The 15,278-nt window shown below is 40.6% G+C and carries 9 protein-coding genes and 2 pseudogenes; 9 read left to right on the top strand and 2 right to left on the bottom strand.

Annotated features, from left to right (window positions below; all coding sequences use genetic code 11):
* Window positions 1-10 precede the first annotated feature (10 nt).
* The 3 genes and pseudogenes from IGJ95_RS08310 to IGJ95_RS08300 form a co-directional block, all read left to right on the top strand.
* A pseudogene (locus tag IGJ95_RS08310) lies at window positions 11-1,295 on the top strand (PTS transporter subunit EIIC); the annotation flags it as partial.
* Window positions 1,296-1,372: 77 nt separating this feature from the next.
* Window positions 1,373-1,693: pseudogene (locus IGJ95_RS08305) on the top strand (lactose/cellobiose PTS transporter subunit IIB); the annotation flags it as partial.
* A 20-nt stretch (window positions 1,694-1,713) separates the two neighbouring features.
* Window positions 1,714-3,345 (top strand): glycosyl hydrolase 53 family protein, encoded by a 1,632-nt coding sequence (locus IGJ95_RS08300; protein WP_438761711.1) that lies wholly within the window; start codon window positions 1,714-1,716, stop codon window positions 3,343-3,345.
* A gap of 60 nt (window positions 3,346-3,405) precedes the next feature.
* Here IGJ95_RS08300 and IGJ95_RS08295 read toward each other — a convergent pair whose 3' ends face one another.
* Together IGJ95_RS08295 and IGJ95_RS08290 are read right to left on the bottom strand one after the other, a co-directional pair.
* Window positions 3,406-4,143 (bottom strand): amino acid ABC transporter ATP-binding protein, encoded by a 738-nt coding sequence (locus IGJ95_RS08295; protein WP_019723724.1) that lies wholly within the window; start codon window positions 4,141-4,143, stop codon window positions 3,406-3,408.
* A 1-nt stretch (window position 4,144) separates the two neighbouring features.
* Window positions 4,145-5,734 (bottom strand): amino acid ABC transporter substrate-binding protein/permease, encoded by a 1,590-nt coding sequence (locus IGJ95_RS08290; RefSeq protein ID WP_438761709.1) that lies wholly within the window; start codon window positions 5,732-5,734, stop codon window positions 4,145-4,147.
* Between the two features lie 198 nt (window positions 5,735-5,932).
* On the opposite strand from IGJ95_RS08290, the gene uvrB reads away from it, so the two are divergent.
* From uvrB to IGJ95_RS08260, 6 genes are all read left to right on the top strand, one after another.
* On the top strand, window positions 5,933-7,927 hold the full coding sequence (uvrB, locus tag IGJ95_RS08285; protein ID WP_019723722.1) for an excinuclease ABC subunit UvrB: 1,995 nt from the start codon (window positions 5,933-5,935) through the stop codon (window positions 7,925-7,927).
* A gap of 9 nt (window positions 7,928-7,936) precedes the next feature.
* The gene (gene uvrA, locus IGJ95_RS08280) at window positions 7,937-10,756 is read left to right on the top strand and encodes an excinuclease ABC subunit UvrA (RefSeq protein ID WP_010735229.1); all 2,820 of its coding nucleotides are present in this window, start codon (window positions 7,937-7,939) and stop codon (window positions 10,754-10,756) included.
* Between the two features lie 262 nt (window positions 10,757-11,018).
* Complete coding sequence (locus IGJ95_RS08275; RefSeq protein ID WP_041684221.1) at window positions 11,019-12,284, top strand: D-aspartate ligase; 1,266 nt, start codon at window positions 11,019-11,021, stop codon at window positions 12,282-12,284.
* 3 nt (window positions 12,285-12,287) lie between these two features.
* Window positions 12,288-12,992 (top strand): amino acid racemase, encoded by a 705-nt coding sequence (locus IGJ95_RS08270; protein WP_010735231.1) that lies wholly within the window; start codon window positions 12,288-12,290, stop codon window positions 12,990-12,992.
* Window positions 12,993-13,367: 375 nt separating this feature from the next.
* Window positions 13,368-14,252, top strand: coding sequence for an RNase adapter RapZ (gene rapZ / locus IGJ95_RS08265; protein WP_010735232.1), 885 nt, complete (start codon window positions 13,368-13,370; stop codon window positions 14,250-14,252).
* The gene (locus tag IGJ95_RS08260; protein WP_010735233.1) at window positions 14,249-15,244 is read left to right on the top strand and encodes a gluconeogenesis factor YvcK family protein; all 996 of its coding nucleotides are present in this window, start codon (window positions 14,249-14,251) and stop codon (window positions 15,242-15,244) included. The genes rapZ and IGJ95_RS08260 overlap by 4 nt, the downstream gene beginning before the upstream one ends.
* The last annotated feature ends 34 nt before the right edge of the window (window positions 15,245-15,278 follow it).

The raw sequence follows: 15,278 nt of genomic DNA, 5'->3' as shown, positions 1-15,278 counted from the left end.
AGTGAAAAGCATGAATGGGATCATCAAGCAAATTGAAAAAGGCAAACCGATCTTTGAAAAAATCTCACGTAATATATACTTAGGTGCGGTCAGAGATGGATTCTTGACGGCTATGCCTGCAATTTTATTTTCAAGTATCTTTATTTTGATTGCGGCAGTTCCTGAGATTTTTGGTTTTCAATGGCCAGAAGGAGTATCGACCTGGTTATGGAAAATCTACAATTATTCGATGGGGGTCGTGGGCATATTAGTTTCTACAACTACTGCACGTTGTTTAGCTGAATCGATGAATCGGAGAATGCCGAAAAATAAAATCATCAATACCACATCGGTGATGCTTGCTTCTTTAGTTAGTTTCTTATTGTTGAGTGTCTCACCGATCGAAGGTGGTTTTTCAACGGAATATATGGGGACGAAAGGATTACTTGCTTCGTTCATCGCTGCATTTATTACTGTAAATATTTATAAGTTTTGTGTACGAAAAGATATTACGATCAAGATGCCAAAAGAAGTGCCAGGAACGATTTCTCAAACGTTCCGCGATATTTTTCCATTTTCATTTTCGGTCTTTGCCGCCGTGTTGGTCGACTTAGCTGCACGTAGTCTTTTTGGCATCTCTTTTGCAGAAGCCATCATCACTTTATTACAACCACTATTTACAGCAGCAGATGGCTATTTGGGGATAGCCGTGATCTGGGGTGCTATGGCATTTTTCTGGTTTGTTGGTGTGCATGGCCCATCGATTGTTGAACCAGCGATTGCAGCGATCATTTATGCGAATGTCGAAACCAATTTACAACTGTTTAATTCTGGGGAACAAGCTTCACATGTATTGACTGTTGGTTTAGGAAATTTTGTCGGAACGATGGGTGGAACAGGTGCGACTTTAGTCGTGCCGTTTATCTTTTTGCTGTTTGCAAAATCCAAACAGTTAAAAGCCGTTGGTAAAGCTTCAGTTATTCCAGTCAGCTTTGCTGTGAATGAGCCGTTGTTGTTTGCGGCACCGATGATTTTGAATCCGTATTTCTTTGTTCCGTTTTTATTGACACCGATTGTAAACGTTTGCTTGTTCAAGTTTTTTGTTGATGTGTTTGGAATGAATAGTTTCATGTATGTCTTACCTTGGGCAACGCCAGCGCCGATTGGACTAGTTTTGGGAACCGGCATGGGGGTTTTGGCGTTTGTATTAGCCGCCGTCTTGATTCTCGTCGACTTTGCAATCTACTTCCCATTCTGTAAGGCGTATGATGCAACGTTAGTCGAGCAAGAAGCACGACAAGCAGAACAAGTAGCCATGCAAGAAAACGAAACAAAAGTGACTGTGACGATTCCGGCGAATGAAGTATTGGCAACAGAAGCGAGTTCTTTGGGTGATTCAGGAAAAGAAATCAATGTATTAGTTTTATGTGCAGGTGCAGGTACAAGTGCTATGCTTGCAAATGCCTTAAAAGAAGGAGCAAAAGAATTTGATGCACCAATCAGTGCTTTAGCAGGTGCTTATGGTTCTCATTACGAGATGATGGAAGACTTTGATATGATCGTCTTGGCGCCGCAAGTCCAATCTTACTATGAGGATATCAAGGAAGACACAGATCGTTTAGGGATTAAATTGGTTGCCACAAAAGGTGCAGAATACATTGGTTTGACAAGAGATCCTGAGAAAGCTGTTCGGTTTGTTTTAGATCAATTTTAAATCAAAGGAGAGATCGTTAAATGAACAAAGTAAAAGGTTGGCGAGTGTTGGTTGTCGGATTATTTGTTTCATTAGTCAGTGTAGTATTAGGCACAAAGCAAGTGGAGGCAAAGGAATTGATACGAGGAGCAGATATCTCGATATTAGCAGATATGGAAAAATCTGGTGCAGGATATTACGAAAATGGTGTGAAAAAAGATGCATTACAGATTCTAAAGAACAATGGCGTCAACTATGTTCGTTTGCGATTATGGCAAGATCCTTATGATGATCAAGGGAATTCATATGGTGCAGGCACGAATGATTTGAAAACAACGATTGCTTTGGCGAAACGTGCGAAAAACCTAGGATTGAAAGTGTTACTTGATTTTCATTATAGTGATTTCTGGGTGGACCCTGGCAAACAAAACCTACCGAAAGCATGGGAAAACTATAGCTTTGAGCAACTTGATGCAGCCTTATACGGTTATACGAAAAGTGTATTGACAGAAATGAAAAACAATGGCGTATATCCTGATATGGTCCAGATAGGTAATGAATTGAATAGCGGCATGCTTTGGCCACATGGGAAATCATGGGGGGAAGGTGGTGGCGAGTTTGATCGATTAGCCACTTTCTTGAAGTCTGGGATTCGGGGAGTAAAAGAAACACAACCAGTCGACACGCCGATCATGCTACATTTAGCTGATGGTGGAGATACAGATGTATTTACTTGGTGGTTTGATGAGATTACAAAACGTGGGGTGGATTACGATTTGATCGGCCTGTCCTATTATCCTTATTGGCATGGCTCGATGAATGCCTTACAAACAACAATGAACACGATCAGTGCCAGATATGATAAAGAAGTCAATGTGGTAGAGACTGCGTATGGACACACAACTGCCAGTGCGGATAGTATGCCCAATGCTTTTGGACCTGAACAGGAAATTGCAGGAGGCTATGCGGCAACACCAGCAGGACAAAGAGAATATTTGAATGATTTGGTGACCCGTATCCAAATCGTGCCAAATGAGAAAGGAAACGGATTCTTCTACTGGGAACCTCTATGGTATAACGGCAATGTCTCTTGGGCAACAGCTGCTGGAATGAACTATCTAGGCGTACAATCTCAAACAGGAAATGAGTGGGACAACCAAGCGATGTTTGATTTCAATGGGCAAGCACTTTCCAGCTTAAAGGCGTTTCAAGAAGCCGGGAGACAGCAAAATCTTCTGAAAAATCCTAGTTTTGAAAATGACGGTTTCACGAACGCACCGTCCAATTGGTCGGTGTGGCGAGGCAATGGTGCAGCAATCGATACATTGAAAACTGAAACTGGTGGGTTTTCCGGAACGTATAAAGCAACCTTTTGGGATGATCAAGCGTATCAAATGTCGATATATCAAACGGTTAATGGATTAAGCAAGGGAACCTACACATTAACTGCTTATACTATGGCAGGCGGCGATTTGACCACTAGTCAGGTGTATGTCAAAAATCATGGTGGGAAAGAACTGAAGACTTCGATCACTAAAAGTGGCGAGTGGACGAAGGTAACGATCAAAGATATCTCGGTTACTTCAGGCACGAGTGAGATTGGCATTTATGTTGATGCAAAAGCGCAAGGATGGGTATCGGTGGATCATGTAACATTCGTTAAAAATCAATAGTAAAAAGCCCCTAAGGACGCTTGGTTTTTCCAGACGTTCTTAGAGGCCTTTTTTAGTCGATCAGATATCTAATACTTTATCCAAGAAATCTTTCGTTCGCTCATTTTGCGGATTTTCAAAGATTTGTTGTGGTGTGCCATCTTCAAGGAAGTTGCCGCCATCTATAAACATGACACGGTTAGCGACTTCTTTAGCAAAGCCCATTTCATGTGTCACGATGACCATAGTCATTCCTTGTTTCGCTAATTTTTTCATGACATTCAATACATCGCCGACCATTTCTGGGTCCAAGGCTGAAGTAGGTTCATCAAAGAGCATGATATCGGGATTCATAGCTAATGCACGAGCGATAGCAACCCGTTGTTTTTGTCCACCAGATAAGTTATCTGGGTACATATCTTTTTTGTCTTCTAAACCAACTGTTTCTAACAATTTGATTGCTTTTTTCTCTGCTTCCTCACGAGAGAGTTTCTTTAGATCCATCGGTGCTAAAACGATGTTTTCCAACACAGAAAGATGTGGGAAAAGATTGAAATGCTGGAATACCATGCCAATATGTTGTCTTACTAAGTTGATATCTGTGTTTTTATCCATCAAATGAGCACCATCAATGATGATATCACCGGATGTCGGATCTTCTAAACGGTTCAAACAACGTAAAAAAGTACTTTTACCTGAACCAGAAGGTCCGATCACACAAACAACATCGCCTTCATTGATCGACACGTTGATGTCGTTCAAGACAGTGTTGTCTCCATATTTTTTTACAAGATGTTCGACTAAGATTTTTTCTGTCATCTTATTTCACCTTCTTTTCTAAAACTTTCGCGAATTTCGTCAATGCAGTGATCAAGATCAAGTACATTACTGCGATGATCAAGTAAACATACGTACTTTGAGTGGTCCGAGCAACGATGATTCGTCCAGTTTGTAACAACTCGACCACACCGATCGCTGAAATGATCGTCGTATCTTTCAATGAGATCACGAATTGGTTGACAAACGATGGAATCATGATTTTAAATGCTTGTGGTAAAATGATTTTTTGCATCGTACGGTTATAAGACAGACCTAAACTTCGTGAAGCTTCCATTTGTCCTGTTGGAACTGCATTGATCCCACCACGTACGATTTCAGCGATATAGGCACTCGCGTTCAAGGTCAATGTAATGATCCCTGCAATAAAGTCAGGAATCGTAAAGCCGACGATACTTGGTAGACCGAAAAAGATGAAGAAAGCAAGTACCATCATCGGGATTCCACGAATGATATCTACATAGATGCTGGCAACTGTTCGTAAGGCGCGGATCGGTGCAACACTGAAAAGACCGAAGATTACGCCGACAACTAAAGCTAGTGCAAATGAAATCAAGGTTAATAGGATCGTTTGCCATAAGCCTTTCAATAGCGCTTTGTAATTGTTTTGGATCAAGCCAGTCAATGTCGATTCATCAACAGCTAATGCTGCTGCACTTTCATCTGTAGAGATGTATTGATTGATGATCTCATCATATTGACCTGTTCGTTTTAATTCTTTTAATCCTTCGTTGAACATTTGTAATAATTCAGGATTTTCTCCTTTTTTCACTGCGAAACCATAAGAGCCACCAGTTTCTCGTTCGATCGGCGTTTCTAATTCCTGACCATTTTTGATCGCATAACCGATTACTGGATAGTCATCCATCATTGCGTCAATTGCTCCGACTCTCAAACTGTCATATAGTTGATCTGCAGCATCGAAATATTTGATTTCGTAGCCATATTTCTCTTGGTTAGCGACCAAGAAATCTGCACTTTCGGTACCGACTTTCGCACCGACTGTTTTTCCATCTAAGTCTTCATAAGACTTGATCGAAGTATTGCCTTTTTTGACTGCGATTTGGATACCACTTTGGAAATAAGGGTCTGAAAAATCAAACGTTTTTTTACGTTCATCTGTAATCGTCATCCCCGCGATCATTCCATCTGCTTGTCCAGATTCCAATGCTTGTAACGCAGCAGAGAAACCGCGGAAGTCCATGCGGATATTGAACCCATGCATTTCTGAGATAGCTTCCATTAAGCTGACATCGATCCCCACATATTCGCCATCCGCATTTTGATACTCGAATGGAGCGAAGGCCGAATCACTTGCAATCACATAAACGTCTTTTTTAGGTTCTATTTTTTGCATCGTCTCGCTAGTTGCTGTAGTCGATTGCGTCTCATCAGCTTGCACAGGCGTGTGCAGAGCGAATGTAACAAGTCCTGTCATTATGAAAAGGAATGTCTGTAACATGTTTCTTTTTTTCATAAATAACCTCCTATATAAATTTCGATAATTTCCATATTTAACTATTATAGGCGAAAAGATATTCCTAACACAAGATTCCAAGAAAAAATAATTCAAAAAAGTAGCAGTTTATTACATGGTATGTAAGAAAATGTGACATGTAATAAAAGAAAGAGATGAACTATAAGATCTGAAACTTTCAATTGGCGAAAGTATGTTCGCCGTGATATAATAGAAGAACAAGGAATGCCTTTGCTTTCCTTTTCTTTTTTTTGATGAAATGAGAGAAGGAATGAACGAAAAGGAGGACGAACAATGATTGAAAGAGATACCTCCCGTCATTTCGAGTTGGTGTCAAAATACCAACCAGCCGGCGATCAACCAGAAGCGATCAAGCAGTTGGTCGAAGGTGTAAATGAGGGTAAAAAAGCGCAGATTTTATTAGGTGCGACCGGAACAGGGAAAACCTATACGATATCTAATTTGATCGAAAAAGTAAATAAACCAACTTTGATCATTGCACATAATAAGACACTAGCTGGCCAATTATATGGGGAATTCAAAGAGTTCTTTCCGAATAATGCGGTCGAATATTTTGTTTCTTACTATGATTATTATCAACCAGAAGCCTATGTACCTTCGAGTGATACGTACATTGAAAAAGATTCAAGTGTCAACGATGAAATCGATAAATTGCGTCATTCCGCCACAAGTTCATTGTTAGAACGAAATGACGTGATCGTGATTGCTTCGGTTTCTTGTATTTTTGGATTAGGTTCACCATTCGAATATCAAAAACAAGTCGTGTCGATCAGACAAGGTGCGGAGATGGACCGTAATCAATTGATCCGAGATCTAGTCAGCATCCAATTTGAGCGAAACGATATTGATTTTCAGCGCGGTCGTTTTCGAGTGCGTGGTGATGTCGTGGAGATCTTTCCGGCTTCACGTGATGAGCGAGCATTACGCGTGGAATTTTTTGGTGATGAGGTCGAAAGAATCCGTGAGGTGAATGCGTTGACAGGTGAAGTATTAGGCGAAACAGAGCACGTCGCTATTTTCCCAGCCACTCACTTTGTGACCGATGACGATCATATGGAACATGCGGTCGCAAATATCAAAGCAGAACTGGAACAACGCTTGACTGTGTTACGTAATGAGAACAAATTACTAGAGGCGCAACGCTTAGAACAACGGACGAACTATGACATCGAGATGATGTTAGAGATGGGCTATACTTCAGGGATCGAAAACTATTCACGTCATATGGATGGTCGTAAAGAAGGCGAACCGCCGTATACGTTATTAGATTTCTTCCCTGAGGATGCGCTGATGGTCATTGATGAATCTCATGTGACGATGCCACAGATCCGTGGAATGTATAACGGAGACCGTGCGAGAAAACAAATGCTAGTCGATTATGGCTTCCGCTTGCCATCTGCACTAGATAACCGTCCTTTGCGTCTAGAAGAATTTGAGAAACATGTCAACCAGATCGTCTATGTTTCAGCTACTCCTGGACCTTATGAGTACGAACAAACAGACACAGTGGTCCAACAAATCATTCGACCAACAGGATTATTAGACCCAGTCATCGAAGTACGACCGATCATGGGTCAAATCGATGATCTAGTTGGTGAGATCAATGAGCGGGTCGAAAAAGATCAACGGGTGTTCGTGACCACGTTGACGAAAAAGATGTCAGAAGACTTGACCGATTACTTCAAAGAGTTAGGGATCAAAGTGAAATACTTGCATAGTGATATCAAAACATTAGAACGAACAGAGATCATTCGCGACCTTCGTTTAGGTGAGTTCGATGTATTAGTTGGTATCAACTTACTACGTGAAGGATTAGATGTCCCTGAAGTATCGTTAGTCGCTATTTTAGATGCCGATAAAGAAGGGTTCTTACGAAGTGAACGTTCGTTAGTCCAAACCATCGGACGTGCGGCACGTAACTCAGAAGGTAAAGTCATCATGTATGCGGACAGAGTCACTGATTCTATGCGTTTGGCCATGGACGAAACGTCAAGACGTCGTAGTATCCAGCAACAATACAATGAGGAACATGGTATTGTTCCGAAAACGATCATCAAAGAAATCCGAGACTTGATCTCGATTACGAAAGAATCAGAAGATGATGCAAAAGAAACGGTACAAGTTTCTTATGAAGAGATGACAAGAGAAGAAAAAGCAACACTATTGATGAAACTAGAAAAAGAAATGAAAGATGCAGCGAAAGCATTGGATTTCGAGACTGCAGCCAATGTGCGTGATATGATTCTTGAATTAAAAGCATCTGAGTAGGGGGTAAACATGGCTAACGATAAAATTATTATTCATGGCGCAAGAGCGCACAATTTGAAGAATATCGATGTGACGATCCCACGTGATAAATTCGTGGTCGTCACCGGATTATCCGGTTCAGGGAAAAGTTCACTTGCTTTTGACACATTATACGCAGAGGGACAACGCCGATATGTCGAAAGTTTATCTGCGTATGCCCGTCAATTTTTGGGGCAAATGGATAAACCGGATGTCGATAGTATTGATGGACTTAGCCCAGCAATCTCGATCGATCAAAAAACAACCAGTAAAAACCCTCGTTCTACCGTAGGGACAGTCACAGAGATCAATGATTATTTACGTTTGTTGTTTGCTCGGGTCGGTCATCCGATCTGTCCAAATGACCATATCGAGATCACCAGTCAATCCGTCGAACAAATGGTGGACAAAGTGCTAGAACTGTCTGATCGGACGAAGATCCAAATTTTAGCACCGATCGTGGTAAAGAAAAAAGGACAACACAAAAAAGTATTTGAACGTGTCCAAAAAGAAGGGTATGTTCGTGTTCGTGTAGACGGAGAAACCTATGACGTTAGCGAAGTACCTGAATTAGAGAAAAATAAAAAACACGATATCGCGATCGTGATTGACCGAATCGTGGTCAAAGAAGGCGTCCGCTCTCGTTTATTCGATTCTATCGAAGCAGCGCTTCGTTTAGCGGATGGCTATGTACTGATCGATGTGATCGGGGAAGAAGAAATGCTCTTTAGCGAACATTATGCGTGTCCGTACTGTGGGTTTACAGTGGGAGAATTAGAACCGCGCTTATTTTCTTTCAATGCACCATTTGGCGCATGTCCGGATTGTGATGGTTTGGGTGTCAAATTAGAAGTCGATATCGATCTAGTGATCCCAGATAAAACAAAAACATTGAATGAAGGAGCAATCATCCCTTGGAATCCCATCAGTTCGCAATATTATCCACAAATGCTGGCTCAAGCGTGCGAAAGTTATGGCATCGATATGGATACACCATTTGAAGACTTACCTATTGAACATCAAGAAATCGTGTTGAATGGTACCTCAGAGCCCTTCCATTTCCACTACGAAAATGATTTTGGAGGAGTGAGAGATGTTGAAACGTCATTTGAAGGGGTGATGACCAATATCAAACGTCGCTACCATGATACGAACAGCGATTTTACGAGAGAACAAATGCGTCTTTACATGACAGAATTGACGTGTAAGACTTGTGACGGTTACCGGTTGAATCCACAAGCTTTATCCGTACAGATCAATGGTACGAATATTGGTCAGACGAATGAGTTGTCGATCCAACATGCCGTTGAATTTTTTGAAAATCTAACTTTATCAGAGCAAGAAAAAGTCATCGCTCGTCCGATTCTAAAAGAAGTCAATGATCGTTTGTCATTCTTAGAAAATGTGGGTCTTGATTATTTGACACTTAGTCGTGCTTCGGGCACTTTATCAGGTGGAGAAGCGCAACGGATTCGTTTAGCCACACAAATCGGTTCAAATCTATCGGGAGTTCTTTATATCTTAGATGAGCCTTCCATTGGCTTGCATCAACGGGACAATGATCGCTTGATCGGTTCATTGAAGAAAATGCGTGATCTTGGCAATACCTTAGTGGTTGTGGAACATGATGAAGATACGATGCGTGCAGCTGATTATTTGATCGATGTTGGGCCTGGTGCGGGACATCAAGGTGGCGAGATCGTTTCTGCTGGAACCCCAGCTCAAGTTGCGAAGGATAAACATTCATTGACCGGACAATATCTGTCTGGCAAAAAATCGATCCCTGTTCCTGAAACAAGACGAAAAGGTACAGGGAAAGCGATCAAGATCACAGGTGCGACAGAAAACAACTTGAAAAACGTGTCCGTCGAGTTTCCTTTGGGTGAGTTCGTGGCGGTCACTGGAGTCTCTGGTTCAGGGAAAAGTACGCTTGTGAACAGTATCTTGAAGAAGGCATTAGCACAAAAAATCAATCGTAATTCAGCCAAACCAGGAAAGTTCAAAACGATAACTGGTTATGAAGGAATCGAAAAAATCATTGATATCGATCAAAGCCCGATTGGTCGGACACCAAGAAGTAATCCGGCGACTTATACGAGTGTTTTTGATGATATCCGTGATCTGTTTGCTCAAACTAATGAAGCGAAGATGCGTGGCTACAAAAAAGGTCGTTTCAGTTTCAATGTGAAAGGTGGACGCTGTGAAGCTTGCCGCGGGGATGGGATCATCAAAATCGAAATGCATTTCTTACCAGATGTGTATGTCCCATGCGAAGTCTGTCATGGGAAACGTTATAACTCAGAAACATTAGAAGTTCATTACAAAGGAAAAAGTATTGCGGATATCTTAGAGATGACGGTTGAAGATGCCGTTGAGTTTTTCCAACCGATCCCTAAGATCCATCGAAAACTACAAACGATCGTTGATGTTGGTTTAGGGTATGTCACGATGGGACAACCAGCAACGACATTGTCCGGCGGAGAAGCGCAACGAATGAAACTTGCGAGTGAACTGCACAAAATTTCTAATGGGAAGAATTTTTATATTTTAGATGAGCCGACTACAGGGCTTCACACTGATGACATTGCTCGTTTATTGCATGTTTTGCAACGATTGGTTGATGCAGGAAATACTGTGTTAGTCATTGAACACAATTTAGACGTCATCAAAACAGCGGATCATTTGATCGACCTAGGACCTGAAGGTGGCGAAGGTGGCGGTACGATCCTAGCGACTGGTACACCAGAGGAATTAGTGAAAGTCAAAGAAAGCTATACAGGACATTATTTGAAAAAAATCATGGGAAAATAATAAAAGTGATGATGATAGTTAAAAAAATATTAAAAGAATACAATATGTATTGTTTTCTTTTCATGAATATTCTAGAATATTTTATATGGTAGTTCTTTCTACACTTATTGGTATAGATAAAAACTTCCTATAAGTTCAATCCGTTCAAAAAAGAATTGAGCAATCGGAGGAGATTCCTTTGATTGCTTTTTTCTTTATGGTATGATATTCCTTGTGTAATTGTAAAAGAAAAAACAAGAGATTATTAAGTTAGTGAGAGATAATGATGAACAGTAATGAAAAAAATGAATTTATCCCTATTTTATTAGGTAGCGATATGAACGTTTATGGTATGGCCCGTTCATTTCACGAGGCATATGGCACAGTTTGTCAATCCTATGCGTCGAATCAATTAGCGCCTACCCGCTATAGCAAAATCGTAAACGTTGAAGTGATTCCAGGATTTGATCAAGATCCGGTTTTTATAGAGACGATGAGACGTTTAGCAAAAGAAAAATATACGGATAAAAATAAAAAATATTTACTGATAGCTTGTGGCGATGGATATGCCGAGTTGATATCTCAGCATAAAGAGGAGCTGTCTGAAACTTTTATATGTCCTTATATCGATTATTCACTTTTCGAGCGATTAGTGAATAAAGTGAGTTTTTATGAGATATGTGAAGAATATCAGTTACCTTATCCCAAAACATTGATCATTCGAAAAGAAATGTTGAACAATGGCCGCTTGGAACAAGAGTTACCTTTCAATTTTCCTGTAGCACTAAAACCGGCAAATAGTGTGGAATATTTATCTGTCCAATTTGAGGGACGAAAAAAAGCGTTTATTATTGATAATCGCGAGGAATTTGATTTGATGTTAGGTCGGATCTATGAAGCAGGTTATACGAGCGAAATGATCGCACAAGATTTTATTCCTGGGGATGACAGCAATATGCGTGTTTTGAATGCCTACGTTGATGACCAGCATCAAGTACGAATGATGTGTCTAGGACATCCATTACTTGAAGACCCAACACCAGCGTCTATCGGAAACTATGTGGTGATCATGCCTGACTATAACGAGAAGATCTACCAAACGATCAAAGCATTTCTAGAAAAAATCGAGTACACTGGTTTTGCAAACTTCGACATGAAATATGACCCACGAGATGGGGAATATAAATTATTTGAGATCAATCTTCGTCAAGGAAGAAGTAGTTTCTTTGTTACGCTTAATGGTCTGAATTTAGCACGTTTTCTAACAGAAGACCGTGTCTTTGGTGTGCCATTCGTGGAAACGACCTACGGAACGAACCAATCAGACCAAGCGAAGCTATGGCTTGGCGTGCCTAAAAAAGTCTTTTTGACTTATGCCAAAGAGAACGAACAAAAACAACGTGCCTTGCAGTTGATCAAAGAAAAACGCTATGGAACGACTGTGTTTTATGAGAAAGATCATTCACTTAAACGCTGGGTATTGATGACTTATATGTTCCGAAACTATATTCCAAGATTTAAAAAATACTTTCATTCGAAAGAAGGCTAGTTCATGGAGAATTTTTTCAGCATCTTAGGTGGGATGGGAACGATGGCAACGGAAAGCTTTGTACGCTTGATCAATCATCGTGTCAAAGCCGCCAAAGATCAGGATTATTTGAACTATGTATTGTTCAATCATGCGACAGTTCCTGATCGAACGGCCTACATTTTGGATCAAACAAAAGAAAATCCTGTCTCTTATTTAGTAGAGGATGTCAAAAAACAAAATTTACTACAACCGAATTTCATTGTTTTGACTTGTAATACAGCTCATTACTTTTTTGATGACTTACAAGCAGAGACGACGATTCCGATTTTGCATATGCCACGAGAAGCGGCAAAAGAGCTTGTCCGTCAAAAAACAACGGGTAAAGTAGCTGTTTTAGCAACTCAAGGAAGTATTCTTGCCGGCGTTTACGAAAAAGAAATCAAAGCGTTAGGATTTGACGTGGTGATTCCTGACCAAGAACTACAAGAAAAAGTGAACTACTTGATTTATCATGAAATCAAAGAAGCAGATCGCTTGAACAAAGAACTTTATTTTGAGATTTTAGAAGAAGTCGTTCAACGATTGGCATGTGAAAAGATCATCTTAGGCTGTACAGAATTGTCTTTGATGCAAGAAGTTGCCTCCGATAATCCTTATCCTGTGATCGATGCGCAGTCGATATTAGCTGATCGAACAATCGAGATGGCACTGTCTGCTCGAAAGTAAGATACGTTTTGAGTGTAATAATAGTTGTGGGCTGAGTTTGATCCACAGGGGTTCAGCTCCTATAAATTAGCGCGAAAAGAGTTAGAGACAGAAATGTTTCCCCTCGAGAAATAAGACGCCATCCACGAAAATTGTTCTTCAAATTTTTGTGGATGGCGCCTTATTTCCGAAGAGCGTACTTTTGTTCTCGCCATTTATTCGGTTTTAGAATGTGCGTGAGGACTAATGTCCCACTCACTTTTCGTGCTTATTTTGAAGTGATTTGTTTTTGTTTCACAGTCTTTGAATAAAATCAAAAGAAATCGAATTCAAACTAGCAATGATACGCCCGGGATGATATAATTTTATAGGAGAACGAGAGAGGAGGCCATACGGATGGCTGATAATTTAGAACTAGTAATCATTACAGGAATGAGCGGTGCAGGTAAAACTGTGGCCATTCAAAGCTTTGAAGATATGGGGTACTTTTGTATCGATAATATGCCCCCAACACTGATCCCGAAATTCTGGGAACTGATCAAGGAATCGGGGAAAGTCACAAAAATGGCACTTGGTGTGGATCTACGTTCACGCTCTTTCTTTGAAGAGATCCAAAGTATGTTGATCGAGATCGAAAACACAAATTTCATCGATACCTCTGTCTTATTTTTAGATGCTTCTGATGAAGAGTTGGTTGCTCGTTATAAAGAAACCAGAAGAACACATCCGATGGCGATGGATGGTCTAGTAACGGAAGGTATTCGTAAGGAACGGGCGATTTTAAATGACATCAAAGCACAAGCTTCGGTCATTATTGATACGACGACTTTAACTCCACGACAACTACGTGAAAAAATCAATCAAACATTTAAAACAAAAGATGATCAAGGATTTCGCATCGAGTTTGTTTCGTTTGGTTTCAAATATGGATTACCGATTGATTCAGATATTGTAATGGATGTTCGCTTTTTACCGAACCCTCATTATATCGCTGATTTAAGACCATTGACTGGGAAAGATAAACCAGTCTATGATTACGTCATGTCCTTTGACGAAACAGAATTATTTTATTTGAAATTCCTTGATTTATTAAAGACAGTCATGCCAGGATATATCAAAGAAGGAAAAAGCAGTTTGACTGTAGCAATTGGCTGTACGGGTGGACAACACCGTTCAGTTGCTTTAACAGAAAGGTTATCTCAAGCGCTTAGTGAAACATATAAAGTCAATGTAACTCATCGTGACAAAGATAAGCGCAAAGAGACGGTGAACCGCTCATGAAAATGAAAACTTACCGAATTCGAAAACCCAAAATCGTTGTAGTCGGAGGCGGTACTGGCTTACCTGTTATTTTGAAAAGTCTACGTAATCAAGGAGCCGATATCACGGCAATCGTGACTGTCGCAGATGATGGCGGTAGCAGCGGTGAGATTCGCCAGTCGATTGCGATGGCTCCTCCAGGAGATTTAAGAAATGTGTTAGTCTCGCTATCTGATATGCCTCAATTTTACGAAGATATCTTTCAGTACCGTTTCAAAAAAGAAGACCAATTTTTAGCCAATCATACCATTGGTAACTTGATCATTGCGGCAGTTGCTGAAATGAGAGGGAGTACTTATGAAGCAGTACAACTATTGTCTCGAATGATGCACGTGGATGGTCACATCTATCCCTCTTCTGAAACGCCGTTGACCTTACATGCGGTCTTCAAAGATGGAACGACAGCGATCGGAGAATCTAAAATCGCTCTTGACCGCAAAACGATCGATCGGGTATTCGTGCGTAATACAGAAGACGAAAGTGAAGCCAAAGCAGGCCGCAAAGTCGTTTCTGCGATCATGGAAGCAGATATGGTCGTCTTAGGACCGGGAAGCTTGTTCACGAGTATTCTTCCTAACTTAGTCATACCAGAAGTTGGTGAAGCCATGCTTCAAACGAAAGCAGAGGTCGTGTACATTTGTAATATCATGACACAAAAAGGGGAAACAGAACATTTTTCAGATGCAGACCATATTCGTGTGTTGCATCAACATTTAGACCAACCCTTTATCGATACTGTTTTAGTCAATACAGAAAAAGTACCAAAAGATTACATGGACCCGGAAATCTACGATGAATACCTTGTCCAAGTAGCACATGATTTTAATGGCTTAAGAGAAGAAAATTGTCGGGTCATTTCGACAGACTTTTTAGAGTTGAAAAATGGCGGGGTCTTCCATGATGGTGAAAAGGTAGTCGAAGAACTATTTCGTATCGTCTTTGGCTCAAAGTAATTAAAGGAAAAATTTTGTGAAAAGGAGGTGGATA

Source organism: Enterococcus sp. AZ156, from assembly GCF_051714165.1.
Classification (GTDB): Bacteria; Bacillota; Bacilli; order Lactobacillales; family Enterococcaceae; genus Enterococcus_B; species Enterococcus_B pernyi.
Note: the sequence above shows the minus strand (reverse complement) of the source record. Positions and strands in the feature narration are given on the sequence as shown.

Bases quoted from the DNA above. Each gene is read 5' to 3' on its own strand.
- rapZ (WP_010735232.1), top strand. From the start codon at position 13,368: ATGGCTGATAATTTAGAACTAGTAATCATTACAGGAATGAGCGGTGCA.
- uvrB (WP_019723722.1), top strand. From the start codon at position 5,933: ATGATTGAAAGAGATACCTCCCGTCATTTCGAGTTGGTGTCAAAATAC.
- IGJ95_RS08300 (WP_438761711.1), top strand. From the start codon at position 1,714: ATGAACAAAGTAAAAGGTTGGCGAGTGTTGGTTGTCGGATTATTTGTT.
- IGJ95_RS08260 (WP_010735233.1), top strand. From the start codon at position 14,249: ATGAAAATGAAAACTTACCGAATTCGAAAACCCAAAATCGTTGTAGTC.
- uvrA (WP_010735229.1), top strand. From the start codon at position 7,937: ATGGCTAACGATAAAATTATTATTCATGGCGCAAGAGCGCACAATTTG.
- IGJ95_RS08270 (WP_010735231.1), top strand. From the start codon at position 12,288: ATGGAGAATTTTTTCAGCATCTTAGGTGGGATGGGAACGATGGCAACG.
- IGJ95_RS08295 (WP_019723724.1), bottom strand. From the start codon at position 4,143: ATGACAGAAAAAATCTTAGTCGAACATCTTGTAAAAAAATATGGAGAC.
- IGJ95_RS08275 (WP_041684221.1), top strand. From the start codon at position 11,019: ATGATGAACAGTAATGAAAAAAATGAATTTATCCCTATTTTATTAGGT.